This window comes from Candidatus Poriferisocius sp. (assembly GCF_965204145.1).
In the GTDB taxonomy this organism is placed as follows: Bacteria; Actinomycetota; Acidimicrobiia; order Acidimicrobiales; family Bin134; genus Poriferisocius.
Genome location: NZ_OZ241977.1, coordinates 2,072,185 through 2,092,049, shown reverse-complemented (window position 1 = coordinate 2,092,049; position 19,865 = coordinate 2,072,185). Strand labels below are relative to the sequence as shown.

General features: G+C 62.5%; 17 protein-coding genes. 5 read left to right on the top strand and 12 right to left on the bottom strand.

Going from position 1 to position 19,865, the window contains the following annotated elements; genetic code table 11:
* Positions 1-209 precede the first annotated feature (209 nt).
* Positions 210-1,853 (bottom strand): hypothetical protein, encoded by a 1,644-nt coding sequence (locus ACOGI7_RS09690; RefSeq protein ID WP_419848554.1) that lies wholly within the window; start codon positions 1,851-1,853, stop codon positions 210-212.
* Positions 1,854-1,955: 102 nt separating this feature from the next.
* On the opposite strand from ACOGI7_RS09690, the gene ACOGI7_RS09685 reads away from it, so the two are divergent.
* Positions 1,956-3,023 carry a DNA cytosine methyltransferase gene (locus tag ACOGI7_RS09685; protein WP_419848553.1) on the top strand — a complete coding sequence of 356 codons (1,068 nt, stop codon included), beginning with the start codon at positions 1,956-1,958 and terminating at the stop codon, positions 3,021-3,023.
* 115 nt (positions 3,024-3,138) lie between these two features.
* Here the strand turns inward: ACOGI7_RS09685 and ACOGI7_RS09680 are convergent, their stop codons facing one another.
* The 8 genes from ACOGI7_RS09680 to ACOGI7_RS09645 form a co-directional block, all read right to left on the bottom strand.
* Complete coding sequence (locus tag ACOGI7_RS09680) at positions 3,139-4,137, bottom strand: hypothetical protein (protein WP_419848552.1); 999 nt, start codon at positions 4,135-4,137, stop codon at positions 3,139-3,141.
* The gene (locus tag ACOGI7_RS09675) at positions 4,118-5,227 is read right to left on the bottom strand and encodes a hypothetical protein (protein WP_419848551.1); all 1,110 of its coding nucleotides are present in this window, start codon (positions 5,225-5,227) and stop codon (positions 4,118-4,120) included. The genes ACOGI7_RS09680 and ACOGI7_RS09675 overlap by 20 nt, the downstream gene beginning before the upstream one ends.
* A gap of 308 nt (positions 5,228-5,535) precedes the next feature.
* Complete coding sequence (locus ACOGI7_RS09670) at positions 5,536-6,744, bottom strand: NAD(P)/FAD-dependent oxidoreductase (protein ID WP_419848550.1); 1,209 nt, start codon at positions 6,742-6,744, stop codon at positions 5,536-5,538.
* 13 nt (positions 6,745-6,757) lie between these two features.
* Entirely contained in the window at positions 6,758-8,773 is a 2,016-nt protein-coding gene (locus tag ACOGI7_RS09665; protein ID WP_419848549.1) for a VanW family protein, read from the bottom strand.
* 72 nt (positions 8,774-8,845) lie between these two features.
* Complete coding sequence (gene nucS / locus ACOGI7_RS09660) at positions 8,846-9,505, bottom strand: endonuclease NucS (protein WP_419848548.1); 660 nt, start codon at positions 9,503-9,505, stop codon at positions 8,846-8,848.
* Between the two features lie 34 nt (positions 9,506-9,539).
* Positions 9,540-10,268 (bottom strand): 3'(2'),5'-bisphosphate nucleotidase CysQ, encoded by a 729-nt coding sequence (locus ACOGI7_RS09655; protein ID WP_419848547.1) that lies wholly within the window; start codon positions 10,266-10,268, stop codon positions 9,540-9,542.
* Positions 10,265-11,050 (bottom strand): 3'(2'),5'-bisphosphate nucleotidase CysQ, encoded by a 786-nt coding sequence (locus ACOGI7_RS09650; RefSeq protein ID WP_419848546.1) that lies wholly within the window; start codon positions 11,048-11,050, stop codon positions 10,265-10,267. Before ACOGI7_RS09650 ends, ACOGI7_RS09655 begins: the two co-directional genes overlap by 4 nt.
* A 1-nt stretch (position 11,051) precedes the next feature.
* Complete coding sequence (locus tag ACOGI7_RS09645) at positions 11,052-12,779, bottom strand: bifunctional sulfate adenylyltransferase/adenylylsulfate kinase (protein WP_419848545.1); 1,728 nt, start codon at positions 12,777-12,779, stop codon at positions 11,052-11,054.
* 104 nt (positions 12,780-12,883) lie between these two features.
* Here ACOGI7_RS09645 and ACOGI7_RS09640 point away from each other — a divergent pair, with 104 nt between their 5' ends.
* The gene (locus tag ACOGI7_RS09640; protein ID WP_419848544.1) at positions 12,884-14,641 is read left to right on the top strand and encodes an SLC13 family permease; all 1,758 of its coding nucleotides are present in this window, start codon (positions 12,884-12,886) and stop codon (positions 14,639-14,641) included.
* A gap of 52 nt (positions 14,642-14,693) precedes the next feature.
* On the opposite strand, the gene ACOGI7_RS09635 is transcribed toward ACOGI7_RS09640, so the two are convergent.
* Both ACOGI7_RS09635 and ACOGI7_RS09630 read right to left on the bottom strand, forming a co-directional pair.
* Entirely contained in the window at positions 14,694-15,977 is a 1,284-nt protein-coding gene (locus tag ACOGI7_RS09635; protein WP_419848543.1) for an N-acetylmuramoyl-L-alanine amidase family protein, read from the bottom strand.
* A 155-nt stretch (positions 15,978-16,132) separates the two neighbouring features.
* A complete protein-coding gene (locus ACOGI7_RS09630) occupies positions 16,133-17,194 on the bottom strand; it encodes a phosphotransferase family protein (protein ID WP_419848542.1) in 1,062 nt (353 codons plus the stop codon).
* 66 nt (positions 17,195-17,260) lie between these two features.
* On the opposite strand from ACOGI7_RS09630, the gene ACOGI7_RS09625 reads away from it, so the two are divergent.
* Positions 17,261-17,827, top strand: coding sequence for a methylated-DNA--[protein]-cysteine S-methyltransferase (locus tag ACOGI7_RS09625; protein ID WP_419848541.1), 567 nt, complete (start codon positions 17,261-17,263; stop codon positions 17,825-17,827).
* Complete coding sequence (locus ACOGI7_RS09620; RefSeq protein ID WP_419848540.1) at positions 17,827-18,606, top strand: SDR family NAD(P)-dependent oxidoreductase; 780 nt, start codon at positions 17,827-17,829, stop codon at positions 18,604-18,606. Before ACOGI7_RS09625 ends, ACOGI7_RS09620 begins: the two co-directional genes overlap by 1 nt.
* 27 nt (positions 18,607-18,633) lie before the next feature.
* Here the strand turns inward: ACOGI7_RS09620 and ACOGI7_RS09615 are convergent, their stop codons facing one another.
* The gene (locus tag ACOGI7_RS09615) at positions 18,634-18,900 is read right to left on the bottom strand and encodes a hypothetical protein (protein ID WP_419848539.1); all 267 of its coding nucleotides are present in this window, start codon (positions 18,898-18,900) and stop codon (positions 18,634-18,636) included.
* Between the two features lie 139 nt (positions 18,901-19,039).
* Between ACOGI7_RS09615 and ACOGI7_RS09610 the strand changes: the two genes are divergently transcribed.
* Complete coding sequence (locus tag ACOGI7_RS09610; RefSeq protein WP_419848538.1) at positions 19,040-19,858, top strand: enoyl-CoA hydratase/isomerase family protein; 819 nt, start codon at positions 19,040-19,042, stop codon at positions 19,856-19,858.
* Positions 19,859-19,865: the final 7 nt, after the last annotated feature.

The following is a 19,865-nucleotide window of genomic DNA, read 5'->3' as shown; positions in this document are numbered from 1 at the left end:
TCGACCGCCAAGAGGAGAGTGGTGCGAAAATTGTGGGATTTGAGAACAGTCAACATTCCAAACAGCGGGGTAAATCTACAAACTAAACTGCGCTGAAGAATTCAAGAACAAAACAAGATCGAAGATTCTGGAGCAAGAATCATAGCTATCAGAACTCGCAGAGCACTTCGATCTAACCAATTGAAGTTGAGGGTGCCATACAGCGGGCATTAGGATTGCAGCGGAAGATCTGCCAAGTTGGCAACTCTATCTCGAAACTCTTGCGGGACTGTAGATTCATTAAGTGCGCCAATGATGTTGTCGTTCACCGAACCCTTCAATTCGAGATGTGGACTATCGGTAATGCGGGCATATAGTTGTGCAAATGTCTCGGTTTCAACATTGATAGTAAACCCCTCTACCTCTATTTCTACAGCCTTAATTCCGGCATCAATGCTATGAGCAACGAAGATAATATGTATTTCCCAGTCTTCAGCTGCTTCACGAGCTTCTAGATCGTCGTTGCGTTGCTCAAGCACCGGCGCCAACGATCCAAAGTGAGAGCGGATATAACGACTACTCAATCTTCCAGCATGAGCTTCGTATGCATGGATGCGAGGAAAGCGACGGTGAATGTATTCGCAATCTCCCAATTTCCTGCGAGATAGATTTGATGCGTGTACAGAGTCTTTGCGCCCGTGGCTCCTCCATTCTTCGCTAGGATAACAGACTAATGTCAGGGCATCCACTACGCGTTGCTCTATTGTCCCATAGGTATGAGTTTGGTCAGCAATAAGCAACTCAACAAGTTTTTCAGCCTTAGCTTGAGAGTCGATGCCAGGAAGTAGCTTGGGTCGTGACATATTGCGCTGGTTCGTTCTAACGATCCACTGTCGCAGCCATGAGGCCAATTCCCTTCGAGCCGTATATGGCATGCTTTCGAGGCAATTGAGTACTTCTGCAAAGACAAGGGCGTCATCGATTGTTCCTGGCTTTCTTCCCCAGGCCCATGTGCTATCGAGAACCGGCGATGCTTTTGCGATGTTCAGTATGGCACTACCTTTTCCGCGGTAACCAGGATGAGTCCTTTGAAGGGATAAGGCGGCTTCACCCCGTGGTTTGAACTCGTAGGGTTCGGAAAGTGGGTGGTCATACCTTTCACATACTGAGAGAAGAAAATGAAGGACAACTAGCATGCTGCTGCTAAATGAGGGGTTCATGATGCGCTTAAAGAGAAGTGAACTGTTCCCAGGAAATTCAAGGCTCTTGGCTGTGGAGACGAGATGCTCATACTCTTCATCTTCAGCGGAGTCAACAAATTCTGCTAGGTGTTCCGCGAGATCTATGGAATAAAGGGTCTCAGTGTCGTCTTTGCTTAGTCCTGGTAATGATATTTCAAGGTAGGGGATCAAGAGTTGTATTTGCTGCCAACTAAATTGCGTCCCTCTGGTCATAGTGCTCAAGATTCTGGCCACCTGAGAACACGACATTCTTTCGCTAAGTATTAGGTGCTTTATCAGTCTTATATGATTCAGTAACAACCGGGCATCTTCAAAGGAAAGGGAACCCACTGTAGTAAGTCTCTTGTGCGCTTCGAAATAGTGATTGTAAAGGCCGGCGAGGTCGGCGCCACCACAGGAGAACAGCAGTCTCTTGACGAGATAATTTAGCTTTCCAGGAGAACGTCCATTCTTCCAATTTGCCATTAGTTCCAGGACGTAATCTGATTGCTCATCGAAGGGTATTCCTTGACGCCCAAGAATCTCGTGGGCTTTTGGGGCTGCATTGACTTCAAGGGCCGGATCTAACGGGAGGTGCAAAGAGCGCACTGCCCTTTCCAGGTCATGAGGATGAGTGACGTGGTGTTCCTCCATGGAGTCTGAAACCCTAGTCCAGATGGATCGGCGGGTGCTTGCCTCTCCTCGTCGGCATGGGTAGGATGCCATCACTGTAATTTGGGAGGTGGGAGGAAGGGCGTGGCAAGTCAGAGTAAGGCCTTCGTGTCGCTCTACAGCGGTGCCGGTGGACTCGACATCGGTTTCATGGAAGCAGGCTTTGTGCCTTCCTTCGCAGTAGACCTGGATCCAATGGCTGCTGCCACCTACAGCTATTCGTACAAGCGGCTACGAGACCGGCTTCCCCACCTGGTAGGTCACGAGCATCACTGCCAAGTAGCTGACCTTGATGACTGCATCGAGAGCCTTGACTCTGTGGCCGCCGAGCTCGTGGTAGGAGGACCTCCCTGCCAGGGCTTCTCAGTGGCAGGGAAGATGGATCCCACCGACCCCCGGTCTCGACATGTCTGGCGGTTTCTGGATGCGGTGGAGCGGGTTGGACCGGAGGCGTTCGTGATGGAGAATGTCAAGGCGCTGGCAGTGAATCGTAGGTGGGCAGGCTTGCTCGAGGGGCTACGAGAGAAGGCATCCCAACTCGGATACACCACGTCTGTCCTACTTCTCAATGCATCTCACTATGGCGTCCCTCAGGCCCGAGAGAGGATGTTCCTTATAGGACTTCGTGATGATGAGACGCTCGCTGCTCCACGCGAAATAAGCAAAGAGGCTCCACCCACCGTTGGCGACGCCCTCCAAGGGCTACCTCCATGGGGTATGCCAGGCAATGACAGCAAGTGCAATGCAATAGTCACGCCAGCTCGTCGTCCTGTCCTCCGGAGGTCCCCATTTGCAGGAATGCTCTTCAACGGTGCAGGTCGCCCAATGCGTCTTGACATGCCTGCTCCGACCTTGCCTGCTTCGATGGGGGGTAACCGAACGCCTATCGTCGACCAGAATCATTTGGATGGAAATGGCGATTGTTGGGTTACTTCCTACCACGCTCACCTCATGGACGGAGGTGAGCCGTACTCAGCGCTCCCAGATTTCTTGAGGCGAATAACAATCGAGGAAGCTGCTCGCATCCAGGGATTCCCCCCAGATATGGAGTGGCGTGGCAGACAAAGTGCAATCTATAGGCAAATTGGCAATGCAGTTCCTCCTCCACTTGGGAAGGCAGTTGCATCAACGTTCAAAGGCACCCTTAACTGATCTCAAAGATCAGGGTATTAGACCTTGTATCTTCTGATATTCACCGTGTGGGCCAGCCATAACTTAGGTAGTATTGAGCAAATAATTCCAAGAACATTGACCTCGTATCTCCCGGTCAATTGCCGATTGGAGAGACCTGAAGTGACAAGGTAGCATCAATCAGCTGTTTTTCTGAATCCATCAAGCCTCTCTCAACAAAACAAAGCCGCAATCGATCGAGTACATCAACGTTGTTGTGCTTACCGATCAGAAAATCAAGGGTGTCTAGCTGAACATGATGTGGCACCGACAAGAAGCAGAAGGGGTTCATTCGACGCCTTAGCCAGTCTCGTACAGATCCCACAGGAACATCTTTCAGTTTGTCCTTCCACTCATGACTCTTTGCACAGGTTGCTTGACCCGCCAAAAACGTACCCCCGACTCGCGTGTCGTGCGGCCACAAGTTGCTAACTGTATCGCAACCCTCATCGTTGGCATGTTTCCGAAACGGAGCGCCATAAGGGTCGGCTTTGATGCCGATTTCATCACAGGATTTCCTCAGAGCACTAGCGAAGCCACTTCCCCGAGAAGTAAGGCCCAGATTTGATGTCAGAATTCCCCTTCGGTTCAAGGTCGTCGCCAGCGTTTCTTCAAACACATCAGATGGTAAGTGGGGAAATTGGATGTCCATATTAGAATCATGATAAAGTGTGTGGCTGACAGTAATACATAGTAATGCGAGATATATCCTGTGTCTGCCCAAATTGTCATCAAAGGTTACTAGACGGGATTCGTCAACGAGAATCTTGAAAGGGTAGACATTACCAAGGATCTGACTTCTTTCTTGAAGAATTGTCAAGATGTTGTCAGAGGCGACCTCGGCATCATCTAACGACTGAGACAAATCCGAATTGTCGTCCTCACCTGGATGTGTGTCACGTCCTGAGGCTAGTTCATATGAGGTTACGATTCGTTCGTTTAGCTTCCCAATCCAGTTGGCATCTCGAATGGTATCTTGAAGGTCAACAGCAGTGATCTGATCGCCTTGGATCGCCATCAATTCCAAGTAGTCGCAGATTGCAGATCTTCTGTTATCTCTTCCATACCACTCGATATCAAACGAGATTGTCTTCATCTATAGTACCTGCAATTGTGAAGTGCAGCATGCGGGCCGACTGCAAGAGCTTCCGTGTGGGCTGCTGAATTTCTTTAGCAACCTCCTTGTCAAGGTCAAATTCCCTAATGTCATCCAATACTATTGAAATTTGATCTTCTATGGTGAGGATGCGGCGAGCCATATCTTGCTCCTCCAGAACAATAATGGCAGCCTGTAGACTCTTGTGGTCTCGCAAGACTCTATATGCATTCGTGTGGTTCAAAACCCTCCCGTAGGTTGTCACTAGTCTCGAATCATTGACAACAGGTGTTGGGTGATGGGGTCCAATCGATAGATCTTCGATTACCTCTTGCAGCTTGTCATTGTGCAAATTAGCGATTCTGTCGACTATCTCAGAATAGTTCTTTGGGTCGCCGAGGCCGATGAATTCGCGGATCTCCGAACTGTTCATGCATCTAGTCCAAACTCCAAAACGCTTATATTGGAGGTAATCTACATCCAGGTCGAGTTCATCTCTTGCGTGTTCAAGCACCGCTATGGCAATGTATAAATTACGGATACCATAAGCATTGGACCCCACTTTTCTTCCGATAGTTCTAAAGGGATGTTGGTCGTCGTCAGCTATGAGGGAGTCAATCATGCGCAATATGAATCTAGCTTTGGCTTCGGCACTCCAAGTTTTCATTCCCCCTATATGCCGATAGGCTAAATAAGTATTTACCTCTTCTCTGCTCTCCACTATCAAACAAGGTATAGCAGTAAGTTCGCTGCGCCGTGGTTCGGATACGATGGTGTCAGGGAGCAGAGTGTCATTTAGTTGATCTTGCAGATACTTGAGTGCGGCTAAACGCCTGTTGCCTTCTACTACGATATACCTATCAGAAATTGATTGTGAAGGTATGACGATCAATCTCTCTGCTTCGAAATACCCATTGTCGATAAAAGAGTCAACCAGTTCGCCAATTGTGTAGTTTTGGGTAATGTGTTCGTATATTGCTTCGTCATTCTTAGCCACCCAATTTGGCAGCCGTGGGTTATCGGGATCAAATTCCAAGGAGTCCAATGACAAAGTAGCTTGTTGAGTGTGGTGTATCGGGCGATCGGGCATAAATTATCCTGCCATTCTGGGTTGCATTATACCGAGAAGGATGCGTTCTGTGATGGTGAGTAGAGTTTAGAATGTGTGGTGCGAAGGTCGTCATTAGAGGGGTCTTTCCATATCGGAGAGTTTTGTATCTCTGCAGGAAAGAACAGGGCAAAACTATGGTGCTGCAAGTCTTGTGAGGCAATGCTAGTCATGTGCATTGAGTTGTTCAGAAACTCTCTAGGAAAGTGTGGGTCGAGTTGAGGAAGTGAGCGTGGGTTGTCTCTCATTGAAAAGTGGGGTGGGAGGTTTGTGGGCGATGAACCAAGAGTCTAGCGGTAGGCGCCGGGGGTGGTGAGGGGTTTGCGGTACCAGCGGCGGGGGGTGGTGATGATGGACCGGGGGTAGTCCTCGAAGAGCCAGCGGGCGAAGTTTCGCCGGGTCCAGGGGGTGAGCCCGGCGATGCGCACGGCTCCCCGGGCGCCGGGACGGGTGGCCAAGACCCGGCCGAGGCGGCGGGCCATGCGATGGTCGGCGAACAGCTCTCGGCGCACGAAACGGCGGTAGTGGGCCATCACCTGGTCGGCATCGTCCCCGCCTGCGAGCACGGCGTGGGCCGCGCCGATGCCGGTGAGCAGGGCCTGGGCGATGCCCTCGCCGCTCATCGGGTCGGTGGCCGCCGCCGCGTCGCCGGTAAACATGGTTCGGCGGGCGGTGAGCGCAATCTTGTCGATGCGGGCGGGAATGGGCCAGGCCCGGTGGGACGTCTCAGGGGCGGCACCGTCGCCCAGCACGGCCCGGATGTGGTCTCGCTCTAACAGCTCTCGCCAGAGCTTGCCCATATCGCCCACCGCCACCGGGCCGCCGCGGCGCACGCCGAATCCCACGTTGGCCCGGCCGTCGGGCAGGGGAAACGACCACACATAGCCGGGCAGGATCTCCTCCTCGAACCACACCCACAGGGCTCGGCTGGCCGAGGGGGCCACCCCCGACCAGTACTGGCGGAACGCATGCCAGTCGCCCCGGTAGCCGTCGTGGGCCAATCCCAGGAACTTGCGGGTGGGCGACCACATCCCGTCGGCGGCTATGGCATATCGCGCGGTAACCGCCTCCTTGCCCTCAACCTCCAGAGTGACTCGGCCGCCGTTTTCGGAGGCCTCCTGACAGGCGGCGCCCTCCACCAGTGCGGCACCCTCGGCCTTGGCCTGCTCCACCAGGGCGTTGTCCAGCTCGGCCCGGGGGACGACCGCGGCGAACTGCCCGCCCGATCGGGGCAGGGGGAACTCGACGGTGCGTCCTGAGGGCGAGCGGATGCAGACGTCCTCCACGGGCATCCACGTGGAGATCGGGGTCGGGTCCAGTCCCAGGCCCTCGAGGAGTCTCAGCGCCCCGGCAGTGAGGCCGTCGCCGCACGCTTTGGGGCGCGGGAAGCGGGCCTTGTCCACCATCACCACCCGCTGCCCGGCCCGAGCCAGGGTGATGGCCGCCGCGCAGCCGGCCGGCCCGGCCCCGATGATGGACGCGTCCCAGTCTCCGCTCATCGGCTTGAAGGGCTCATACGCCCTGTCCCGCCGGCTGCTCGGGATCCAGGGCCTGCGATTGACCGAGTTGGGCCTCGGGATCCTGGGGCGGGGCATCATCGGGTACATCCTCGGGCGGAACAGCCTCACCGGGCTCCCCCTCTTCCCCGGGCAGAACATCATCTCCGGGATCCGCCTCCTCCTCAGGCGGGGCAATGGTGCAGATGTCTGCCCTGTCGTCCTCGTTGACGTCAGCAGGCGCATGGGTGCCGGTGCAGTCCCCGGGGGCGATGCACGCCACGGGTAGCCCCTCATCGTCGAACTCCACCTCGCCATCGCCGTCGGCGTCCATCGGCAGCACCGAAGATGTGCATACCCCTTGGCAGTTGATGCCCTCTCGGGGCTGGTAGAGCGCGGTCACCGAGTCGCGCAGAACCGTGCCGTCGGAGTAGGTTCGGCTGCGCTCGGTGGTCCGCAGAGTGCAGTGCCGCCGCGGGGAGTCGTAGCGGTTGGTCCACTCCACCTCGGCATAGGCGGTTGAGTACACGCTGACGGTCACGCTGCCACTGGTCACAGTGGGCCACAGCAGCACCGCGTAGGGGTTGGGATTGCGGAACTTGAAGTCGGGCTTGGGCCAGGAGATGGTGGCATCCACACCCTCGCGGTAGCGGGCGATGTCGATGCTGTGCGCCTGGTATTCGGGGAACTCCATCCCGGCGTTGAATGTGGCGGTGAACAGGGTGGTGATGAACTGGGAGATGCCCCCGCCCACGTCCTCGTCGTACACGCCCGCGTAGATGACCCCCGCAGACACAAACCCCTTCTCCTCGGTGCGCTCGCCCACGTATTCGTTGACCGAGAAGGTCTCACCCGGATACACCACCGCCCCCTGGAGCATGTCGGCGATGAGGTGGATGTTGGACACCCGGGGCTGGCCCGGCGTGTAGTAGGTGGTGAAGCGCCCGGTGAGCTCCACGATCCCCCGTTCCTCCAGCCAGCTCTGGTCGTTCATCTCATCCGACTCCCGCAACTCCAGCTCCACGGCCGGTTGCGGGGTTTCAAGGGCCGCCAGCACCTCTTGGGCCGCGCTCATCTCGCAGCAGATGTACGCGGGGACTTCGCTGACCAGCACCGGCACGTCGTCTTGGATGGTGAGAATCGGCTCGGACGCCACGGTGGCCACCTCGACGAACAGCTCGGCCAAATCCTCTTGTATCCGCTGCTGATCGACACCGTAGGACCACAGGTCGTTTTCGGAGTGAAGCGTCAGCCAGGCGCGGAGCTGGGCCGGCTGAACTCGCTTGGTGACTTCCTCAACGGTCACCAGGATTCCCTGGTCGGTGCGCTGGTTGATCCAGTCCACCGTTTGGAGCATCTCCTCTTCGCCCAGCTCGGGCGGAATCAGGCGCACTTCGGCCTCGACTCTCAATGGATCGTCGCCCCGGATGGCGGACTCCAGCAATTGGGGGAGCGCCGGCGACAGTTCCGCGACCTCGCCGGGCACGCCGGGCGCAACCTGGAATATGCCGTTTTCCAGCACGATGTGCGGGTTCACCGGAGCGCGATGCAGATCGGCCTCCAGGCGCGCCACCTGGCTGGCGTTTGCCGACAAGGTGAACAGCAGCTCTGACCGCGAGCTCTCGAAGAACGAGGCCGTCCAGCCGATGGGATTGCCCGTCCCGCTGTCCAATTCCATGATCGTCGCCACGGTGCCCTCCACGTCCACCGCCAGCCCGGTGTCGGCGGCAGTCACGGTGATGGCCTGGCTGGGGGTGGCGATCTCCACCGGAGTCTGCTGGAAGCGCTCGGCCAGATCGACAACCACCGCGGTCACGTCTTCCTCGCTCAATCCGCCGATGTCGATGCTGGCGTCGGAGATGAGAGGACTCTCGATCTTCAAGCCTCGGGGAGTCCGGTCGCCGCTGCCGGAGAAGTCGATCAGCCAGATCAGCAGCCAAACCACCAGGATCACCACCGGCGCGAACATGAGAACCCACACCCAAAGCGGGCGGGGAGGCCGGCGCAGTCGGAGTGGCGGATGGCGGTCCATGGGGATTAGGGGATCGTAGTGGGATCGCCATTCCCATCAGGTGCGGGTCGGCGAGCGGTCACGGGCGGACTTCTAGAACAGCTGGGCCTGGTCGGGCTCGATGCCCCGGAGCAGGTCGTAGTCGATCTCCACGCACTCGATGCCCCGGTCGGTTCCGAGGGCCCGGGCCTGGGGGCGGATGACCTGGGCGGCGAGCATGCCCTGCACCGGGGCCAGAGCCGGATCTTGGTTCAAGAACTGAAGGTAGCGGGTGAGCTGCTCCACTCCGGCGATCTCCCCGCGCCGCTTCACCTCCACGGCTATGACGTTTCCGTCGGCGTCGCGGCACAGCAGATCGACTGGGCCGATGTCGGTGGGGTATTCCCGCCGCACCAGTCGGAATCCGTCTCCCAGAACATGGGGCGACGCGGCCAGCAACTCCTGGAGGTGGGCTTCCACTCCGTCTTTGTCCAAGCCGGGGTCGTGGCCCAGATCATGGTCGGTGTCGGAGATCAGCTCGTGGATGGTGATGGTCAGCTTCTCGCCGGCCGGGTTGACCACCGTCCAAACGCCGTCTTCCTCCGACAGCCGGTTGGGGGCGTTCATCCAATTCAGCGGCTTGTAGGCGCCGCCGTCGGCGTGGACGGCCACACAGCCGTCGGCCTTGATCATGATGAGCCGCACCGCTTCGGGCAGGTGCGCGGCCAACCGGCCGTCGTAGTCCACCGAGCATCGAGCGATCACCAGCCGCACAGTGGCTCAATCTACGGGGACGAGGGGGCGGGGTTCACTTGGCCACCACTGCGGCAGCCCAGTCGGGGTGGCAGATGACGAAGTCGGACATATAGGTGTCCGACTGGTTGAAGCTCAGCTCGTCGCCATTGAGACGCGACACGTGCAGGCCGGCCGCCGCCGCCACCGCAGCCGGGGCGCACAGATCCCACTCGTGCAGTCCCGAGGCGTGGGCGTACACCTCGGCTTGACCGCCGATCACGGCGGCGGCCTTGGCGCCGGCCGAGCCCATCTGCACGATGGTGCCCCCGATGTCATCGGCGATGCGGCGGGCCAGGCGTCCGGGCCGGCTCCGGCTGGTGATGACCCGGGGCTGGGCCGCGGCCACTGGCATAGGGGGAGCGGGCTCAGTGGCCAGGGTGATCCCCTGGGCGGGCAGGGCCACCGCCCCGGCGATGGGCTTGTCATCGGCGACCAGGGCCACGTGGACGGCCCAGTCGGTGCGGCCGGGGATGGAGAACTCACGGGTCCCGTCCAGCGGGTCCACGATCCACACCCGGCTGTGCTCCAGGCGACGGCGGTTGTCGATCGACTCCTCCGACAGCACCAAGTCGTCAGGTCGGTGCTGGCGGAGGGCCTTGTCGATGAAATCGTGGGCCAGGGCATCGCCCCGGGCTCCGACAGCGAACGGGGCCAATCGCTGGGCGCTCAGCTCGGCCCGCAGTTCAACCAGCAGCTCGCCCGCCTTCCAAGCCAGGTGAGCGGCAAGTTGATGGTCGTTCACGGCCTCGGCGATATCTCGAGCAGGTCCATGACCTGATCGCGCAGGCCGGAGGCAACGGCGATGAAGCCGTCCATCAGCGGATCGGCCCGGTTGAACACCACATCGGCGCCGTCGACCCCGAAAACCTGTCCGCCGCCGGCCCGGACCAGCGCGGCCCCGCCGGCCACGTCCCACTCGTTCTTCGGCACCAGCGTCCAGGTGGCGTCGGCCAGCCCGGCGCCCACCAGGCTCAGCTTGTAGGCCACCGAGCCCATGTTCCGCACCGCGATCGGCGTGGAGAAGAAGCGCTCCCACTCGCCCCTCTTCACCTCGCTGCGAGAGGCCAGCACCAGCGCTCCCCGGATATCGGCGGCGGCGGTCGTGCCCGCGGGCTGGCCGTTGCACATCACGCCGGTCTCGTCCGATCCGATGATCAGGTGCCCGTTGGGCGGGCTCAGCACACCGCCGGCCACCGGCACGCCGTCTTCCACCAGCCCGACGGAGACGCACCACTCGGGGATGCCGTCGATGAACTCGCGGGTCCCGTCGATGGGGTCCACCACCCATACCCGACGACGGTCAAGGCGCCCTCCGGCGTCGGTGGTCTCCTCCGACAGCCAGCCCTCGTCGCCCCCCCGCAGCACCTTGGCCAGCACCTCGTTCACCGCGGTGTCGGCCGCGGTCAGCGGGTCGCCGCCGTCCTTCAGCTCCGATGCGACCTCTCCGGGGGTGAACCGCTTCAGCACCTCGTCGGCCGCCGATAGCGCCTCGGAGATCCGCGCGATGTCGTCGGCGCGCGACACCTCAGTCGCCGATCGGTTCGAGGTACCCCTCGGCTTCCAAGTAGTCGATGATGATCTGGGCCTCTTCATCGGGGGTCTGGTCCACGGTGGGCAGCACGATGTCGGCGTCGATGGGCTCCTCGTAGGGGTCGGAGATGCCGGTGAACTCCTTGATGATGCCGGCCCGGGCCTTGGCGTACAGGCCCTTGCGGTCCCGCTCCTCGCACACCTCCAGCGGGGTTGACACGTGTACCAGCACATAGCCGCCGTTGGCCGAGATGGCCTCCCGGTTGCGGCGCCGGGGCTCGGCGTAAGGGGCGATCGGGGCGCAGATGGCGATGCCGCCGTGCTTGGTGATCTCCGAGGCCACGTACCCGATGCGGGTGATGTTGATGTCGCGGTGCTCCTTGGAGAACCCCAGCTCTGACGACAGGTTGGTGCGCACCACATCGCCGTCGAGCAATGTCACCGGCCGCCCGCCCCGCTCCAAGAGCTTGGACATGAGGGCATTGGCGATGGTGGACTTGCCCGAGCCGCTGAGGCCGGTGAAGAACACGGTGAATCCCTGCCTGGACTTCTGCGGGTGGGTGCGGCGCAGCTCGGCCACCACCTCGGGGTAGCTGAACCACTCGGGGATATCCTCGCCCGACGCCAGCCGGTCACGCAGCTCGGTGCCGCTGATGCTCAGGGTGGTTGTCCCCTCGCCCACTTCGTCCACCGGGTGGTAGCTGTCGCTGTCGGGGACGTACACCATCATCTTGAACGGCACCATGGCCACGCCCAGCTCGTCGGTGTAGTCCTGCAACATGTCCTGGGCGTCGTAGGGGCCGTAGAAGGGGTTGCCGGAGGCGTCGGAGCCTGGGCCGGCGTGGTCGCGGCCCACGATGAAGTGGGACACGCCGTGGTTCTTGCGGATGATGGCGTGCCACACCGCCTCCCGGGGTCCGCCCATGCGCATGGCCAGCGGCAGCATGGCCAGCATGGCCGAGTTCTCCGGGTAGCGCTTGATGATGTGCTGGTACACGCGGCCCCGGGTGTAGTGGTCCACATCGCCGGGCTTGGTCATGCCCACCACCGGGTGGATCAACAGGTTGGCGTCGGCTTCCACCGCGGCCCTCCGGGTGAGCTCCACGTGGGCCCGGTGCATCGGGTTGCGGGTTTGGAAGGCCACCACCCGGCTCCATCCCGCCGCATCGAATTCCGCCCGCAGCTGGGCCGGGGTGCGCCGCAGCTCGGTGAAGTCGTAGTGGACCGGGAGTTGCAGGCCCTGCACCGACCCGCCGATGTAGACCGGCGCGGTGCTTCTCATGAGGTGGCCCACGCCGGGGTGATCTGGATCGGAGCTGACGAACACTGCTTCGGCCTCCGCCATGGTGTCGGGCCGCCACACGTCGCTCACGGTGAGCACGGCCAGCATGACCCCCTCCACGTCCCGCAATGCCAGCCGACCAGCGTCCTGGGCCGCCTCGGCCGTCTTGGCGTCCACATCCAGGGTGATGGGCATCGGCCATAGTGTGCCGTCGGCCAGCCGCATCTCGGAGCACACCCGCTCGTAGTCGGCTTGGCCCATGAATCCCCGCAGCGGGGAAAAGCCGCCGTTCAACAGCAGTTCAAGGTCGCAGAGGTGGCGGGGCTGAAGGGTGAACGACGGAAGGTCGCGCGAATCCGTCTTGAGTTTCTCGGCGGTGGCGCCGTCGACCATCAGATCGACCAGCTCACCACCATGGGGTTGGATCAGATTTGAAGCCACGGAGGTATTTCATATCGCAGGACGGCCGCGTTTAAGCCATCAAGCCGCCAATCAGAGGCAAACCACGCTGTCATTTCACCAACGGACCCGTACGATTTCGTCCGATGGATGGCGATGCGGTGCTCACTGTCGCGGTGTTGGCGGTTATGGGCGCCGGGCTCATCAGCAACCGGCTCTCACCTGCGGCCGGTGTGCTGGGCGCCGCCGGTGGCCTGTTCCTGCTCCGGGTGACCGACTTCGACCAGGCTTTTCGCGGCTTCGCCAACCCCGCCTTCTTCACCATCGGGGCGCTGTACGTGGTGGCCGGCGCGGTGACCAAGACCAACGCCTTGCAGCCCGTAGTCGCCCGGATACTGGACCGGGGGTCCCGCACCCGGGTGGCCCTGGTCCGGCTGCTGGCTCCGGCCAGCGCGGCCTCGGCCTTCTTGGCCAACACGCCCATAGTGGCCATGCTGGTGCCCGCGGTGCGGGGCTGGACAGAACGGCACGGACGGGCCGCCTCCCGGTATCTGATCCCGCTGTCGTACGCCACCATCCTGGGCGGGGCGATCACCGCCATCGGCACCAGCACCAATCTGGTTTTGGGCGGCCTGTTGCAGTCGGCGGGCTACGACGAGCTGGACATGTTCGAGCTGGCCCGCTTCGGCTTGCCCCTGGCCGGGGCCGGACTGGTTCTCATAGTGGTCGCCGCCCCCTGGCTGCTGCCCGAGCGGCGGGATCCCGAGGCGGCGGGGGAGGGCCGTTCGTATCTGGTGTCGATGGAGGTAGTCGAGCAGGGAGCGTTCGATGGGCAGTCGGTGGAGGCTGGGGGGCTGCGCCACCTTCAGGGGGTGTTCTTGGTGGAGGTGGAGCGGCAGGGAACGGTGATCGCCCCGGTGGCGCCGACGTTCGTGCTTCGGGGCGGCGACCGGCTCACATTCGCCGGAAGGGTTGACCTGGTGGTCGACCTTCAGGCCATGTCCGGGCTGGTCTCGGCCGAAGACCCCCATCTCGAGGCGGTGGACTCCGACGACCACACGTTCTTCGAGGCGGTGGTGGGGGCGGCCTCTCCTCTGACGGGGAGAACGCTGGCCGAGGCCGGGTTCCGGGGCCGCTATCAGGCCGCGGTGGTGGGCATCCACCGCTCCGGCGCTTCGGTGGAGGCCAAGTTCGGCCAGGTGCGGCTGCGCACCGGCGACACCCTGCTGGTGCTGGCCGCCGACGGCTTCGATGAGCGGTGGCGCAACCACAACGACTTCCTGCTGGTGTCGCGATTGGGCGGGTCACCGCCGCGAGCCAGCCGGCGGGCACCGGTGGCCCTGGCCGCGGTGGTGGCCCTGGTAGTGCTGCCCGCGGCAGGGGTGCTGAGCGTGCTGGAGGCAGCGTTGATTGCCGCGGGCGCAGTGGTCGTCGGCGGGGTGCTCACCCCCCGGGAGGCCCGGGAGGCACTCGACATCAGCGTGCTCGTCACCATCGGAGCGGCGTTCGGACTGGGAGCCGCGCTGGACGAGGCCGGTTTGGCCGAAGATCTGGCCGACGGCATCGTCACCGGCTTCGACTTCATGGGCGACGCCGGCGTGGTGCTGGGCATTGTGATCGCCACCATGCTGCTCACCGAGCTGATCACCAACGTGGCCGCGGTGGCCCTGGTGTTCCCGGTGGCCCTGGAGGCGGCTGCCCAGTCCGGTTTGGACCCCCGAACCATGGCGCTCGGGGTGGCGGTGGCCGCGTCGGCATCGTTCCTCACCCCCATCGGCTACCAGACCAACACCATGGTGTACGGCCCCGGTCGCTACCGCTTCACCGACTATCTCCGCCTGGGGGCGCCGATGTCGGTACTCACCCTGGTGCTCCTCACTGTTCTGATCGCTGCTGCGGCCTGAAGAGGATCTCGTGTTCTCATCAGTGTCGAAGATGCTGTGCTTTTTCCCGAGGCTATTCCAGTGCGGGTTCGTCGCAGCGGGTGGGCGCCCTCGATGGGTCGAAGATCCTGGGTGTGGTGTTGGGTTTGGCGCCGGGGCGGTCGGTGTTGAGGAATGCCTCGATGGCGTTGGCGGTGGCTCTGGCTGCTTCTCGCAGGTATTCGCCGGTGGCGAACAGGTCGGCTTCTGTGGGGTTGGAGAGGTAGCCGTATTCCATGAGGGCTGTGGGCAGTTTGGGCCGCCGGATCATGCCGTAGGCGTCGCTGCGCTCAGACGACAGCACGCGCATCACGCCGGCGTCGTATCTGCTGGCCCATTCGACGCCGTCGAATCCCGACAGGGCGGCGACGCTCTCCTCATAGAGGAGGCCGCCGAGGCGGCTGGAGTCTGCTCTGGGGCGGTCGCGGGATTCCGACTGGATGTAGACCTCGGTTCCGGGTTCGCCGCCCCCGATTCGGGAGGTGGGCGCGTTGTGGTGCAGCGAGACCAGCGCCTCTGCGCCGGAGAGGTCTGCGAAGGTGGCCCTCACCGACAGCGGTATGTCGTAGTCGCCGGTCCGGGTGAACGCCGCGGGGATTTCGCGGCGGGCTAGCTCCTCGAACAGGGCGTGGGCCAGGTTCAGGTTCAGGTCTTTTTCAGCCAGGCCGTTGGGCCCCCGCGCGCCTATGTCGTAGCGGCCGCCGTGGCCCGGGTCGATGACCACCCGCGGCCGGTGGATCGGGGTGCCCGCGGACACCTCCGCGAAGTTGCCGCACGGTGTGAGCACCACATAGCCGTTGACGGTTTCGGCCAAGACTGCCACCGACACCCCCAGAGAGGTCACGAGCATCCGGGGCAGGCCGCCGGAGTTCGGCAGCGAGGCCGGTTCGGGGCGGAAGTCCAGCGAAAGCGACGGGGTTCCAACCGAGCAGCCGCGAGGCACCGCGCTGGAGCTCGTGTGGTAGTCGTAGCGGCATCGGAAGGCATTCAACATCTGCGCTTGCGCGGCGATCAGCCGATCGCGGCGGTTCAGGGCGCCTTGGGATGGTGACCCCTCGAAGGGCCCTGGCGCAGGCAGGGCCTGTTTGGGGAGGCCGTCTTCGCAACCGCCCTCCACCTGCTCGGCGTCCACTCCGAAGCGGCAGCGGTAGCCGTTGAGCAGGGCCTCTTGGGCCGAGATCAGCTCATCGCGGAACTTGATGGCCCCGAGCGTTACCGCTGGCTCTGCGTCTGCCTGCCCCCGCCCATCTTCTTGGCCGGCGCTGGCGGGCGGCAGCGCGAGCAATAGGCAGGCGACCCCCGCAAAGGCCGCAATCACGCGTCGGATGGGCTTAGGGTGCGCGCGGATAGGTGACCGTCCCTTCTGTCTAGATCTTCGGGCTACAGAGTTCGCCATGGTCGGTGCAGCCAGGCTGTAGCCGGGCTGCACCCTCCCTGCCCTGCCGCATCACCGCAGCACCCTACTTTGGTTCGCTACAGCACTCCGGCGGCCATGTCGGCGGCGTGGGCCAGCATGGCGTCCACTCGTCTGGCGATGTCGTGGACGTCGCCGGTGGTTCCCATTCCGCCGGTCATCCCCTGCAAGCGGCGGGCGTAGGCCCCCTCCACGATGCAGGCCTGCTTCCACCAACTGAACACGGCGTAGTAGGGGAGGTCGGACAGATCGAAGCCCGACTGGGCGGCGTAGCGGTCGGCCACTTCCTGTCGGCGGACGAAGCAGTCCTGAAGAGTGGGCGGGTCGGCGAGGAAGCTCATCTCGTCGCCGGGATCGGCCCAGTACTGGAGCGACCAGGCGAAGTCGGCGATGGGATTGCCGGTGGTACACAGCTCCCAGTCCAAGACGGCGGCGATTTTCCACTGGTCGTCGAGCACGGTGTTGTCGAACCGGTAGTCGCCGTGGGCCAACGCTGGGGAGGCAGTCTCGGCGGGTTTGGCCGCGCTCAGCCGCTCGTGCAACTCGATGAGCAGTGGCACCTCTCGCACCCCGGCGGCCTCCACCTGGCGGCGCCAGCGCTTGAGCTGGCGGCCCACATAGTCCTCTCGGCGGCCCAAGTCGCCCAGCCCCACTTCGTCGAGGTCGAGGGTGTGGAAGGCGATCTGCACGTCGAGCAGGCTCTGGGTGGCGATCTCGGCCTGCTCAGGGGTCATGTCGGCGGCCGAGTCCTGGTCCCTCAGAATGCGCCCCTCCACGAAGCTCATCACGTAGAAGTCGGCCCCGTTCACCGTGTGGTCGTCGCAAAAGGCCACCATCTCGGGCACCGGCACGTTGCTGGCCTCGCCCAGCGCGGCCATGATACGCCACTCCCTTCCCATGTCGTGGGCGGTGGCTAGCGCTGATCCCACCGGGGGTCGCCGCAGCGCCCACTGTCGGCCCCCGGAGTCAGCCAGTCGGAAGGTGAGGTTGGACCCGCCGGCGGCAATCAGATCGAAGGTGAACGGCGGCTCGCTGTCGGCGATGCTGCCGGCCAGCCAGTCAGTGACCGGCGCTACATCGATTCCAGCGATATCGGTGCTCGATGACTCTTGCGTGCTCATGACTACCGATTCTTGCTATCCGATGACTCCACCGCGTCAGTCTGGTCTTCCGCTACGGTCAGTGCCATGTCTCCAACTGCACTGCTGACCTGCTCCAATTCTGCAACACCGGAGGCCGATGACCTCGGTGTGGCCCTGGGGTCGCTGGACACTCCAATCGGACCTCTGAATGTTGCCGCTACTTCGAAAGGGCTGGTGAGGGTCGGATTCGGCTACATGGAGGAAAGGGCAGACATGATGGCCGAACTGGCCGAACTTCCCGGTTCGATGGGCGACGGCAACCCTGCCTGGCTGAACGAGCCCTTCGCCCAGCTTGGCGAGTACTTCGAGGGTCGCCGACACCAGTTCGACCTGGCCCTGGACTGGCACCTGAGCCACGGGTTCTACCGCCGGGTGCTGGACACGCTCATGACCGTGGACTACGGCACGACGGTGTCCTACGGGGAGCTGGCCTTTATGGCCGGTTCGCCCGGTGCGGCCCGAGCGGTGGGGACGGCCATGTCCAGCAACCCGATCCCCTTGGTGGTGCCCTGCCATCGAGTTGTTCGCAGCGACGGGTCGGTGGGGGAGTACGGAGGCCGTCCCGACGTGAAGGCCTGGTTGTTGGAGCACGAGAGCGCCCATCGGGGCTGATGACTCGCCTCAGCAAGCTGAACCGGTCGGTGGCCGGGCGGGTGGCGGTGGTCACCGGCGCGGCCTCGGGCATGGGCCGGGCCACCGCGTGGCTGCTGGCTGACGAGGGGGCCAAGGTGGCCGCGTTGGACATCGATCGCTCCGGGGTGGAGGAGACGGTGGCCGCCATCGCCGACGCGGGCGGCACCGCCCTGGCGGTGGCCTGCGATCTGGCCGATCCCGAAGTGGTGGAGCCGGTAGTGGAGCAGGTTCGGAACGAGCTGGGCCCAGTGGACATCTTGATCAACAACGCGGGCATTGCCGCCGGCGCTCCGGTGGAGGCCGCCGACTACGAGGACGTGTGGGCGGCTGCCATGGAGGTGAACCTCACGGCGCAGATGCGCCTGGTTCGGGCCTGCCTGGAAGACCTGAAGCGCAACGGCGACGGCCGCATCGTCAACGTGGCCTCAACCGAGGGGGTGATGGCCACCCCCAACACCTCGCCCTACACCGTGAGCAAGCACGGCGTGGTGGGGCTCACCCGGGCGCTAGCCGTGGAGTTGGGCCAGTGGGGGGTGACCGCCAATGCGATCTGCCCCGGCCCTATCCGCACCGCCATGACCGGCAATATCCCTGAAGAGGCCAAGCAGAAATACGCCCGACGCCGGGTGCCGGCCCGCCGCTACGGCGACCCGGAGGAAGTGGCCCAAATCACCCTGTCGCTAGTGCTGCCCGCCGCCTCGTTCATCAACGGCGCCGTCGTGCTGGTAGACGGCGGCCTCCACGCCAAGTCGAACTAAGAGGCGGGCCGCCGAGGGCCGGCGACGTCAGGCGCTTCTGCGCCGCCTCTCGTTCCAGAAGACCGCTTGGAGTTCGAACTCGTCGACTTTGTCGAGACCCGCATCATCCTCGGTGTCCCAGAAGGAGTGGGTCTCTACGAAGGCAGTGAACTCGGACAGCTGCCTGGGCTCGGGCAGATCGGGGACGTTGCGGAACCGGCCGAACAGGTCTTGGGCCACTCCGGACGCGCGTAGCAAGTAGACGCCGAGCAAATGCACGACGAGATAGGCCCCTACTACAATGCCCAAGGTCATGCCGGAACAGGCACTATAGGGACGAACCGCTCTTTCCACAACTGGATCACAGCGAAATCCACAACCTGGCTGTTCCCAGTGCCTATAATCCCTGCTCTTTCTCCCTGCCCTCATTTCTCAGTAAGGCGGTGAACAGGCGTTGAGCGACGCATCCACGGTCAAGGTTGAAACGCCCGAAACGGGCATTACCCAGATCACCATGTCACGCCCCGAGAGGCTCAACGCCTTGAGCCCCGAGCTCATTGACGGCATGCACGGCGCCCTCGAGGACGTAGAGCGGGACCGATCTCAGCGCGTGGTGGTCCTCACCGGGGCTGGCCGGGGATTCTGCTCCGGGGCCGATCTCAAGGTCGGGGGCGACGAAGACTCTTCCGAGCTGCCGGACCGGAGCCGGGTGGGCGCCATCTACGACATGCAGCTGGACCTGGCCAACCTCATGCTCAAGATCTACGAACTGCGGGTGCCGGTGATCGCCGCGGTCAACGGCCCCGCGGTGGGCGGGGGTTTCGCCATCGCCCTGCACTGCGACGTTCGGATGGCCGCGGAATCGGCCCGGTTCGGCTCGGTGTTCATCAAGGTGGGCCTGTCGTCGCTCGACGTGGGCAACAGCTACCTGCTGCCCCGGATCATCGGGGCCGGCCGGGCTCGGGAGCTGATGCTCACCGGGCGGATCTTCGACGCCACCGAGGCCGAGCGCATCGGGCTGGTGTCACAGGTGGTGCCCGACGGCCAAGTGGTGGAGGCAGCCTTTGACGTAGCCCGGCAGATTGCGGCCAACAATGAGTACGGCGTGTGGATGACCAAGCTGGGAGCCAACGCCACCCTCGACGCCCCCAGCCTGCGCCATGCCATGGAGCTGGAGAACAGAACCCAGGTGCTGGGCACGTTCACTGGGAACATGGCCGAAGCCTCTGAGGCTTTCCGCGAGGGCCGCGAGCCCCGCTGGAACCCGTTGTAGAAGGGAC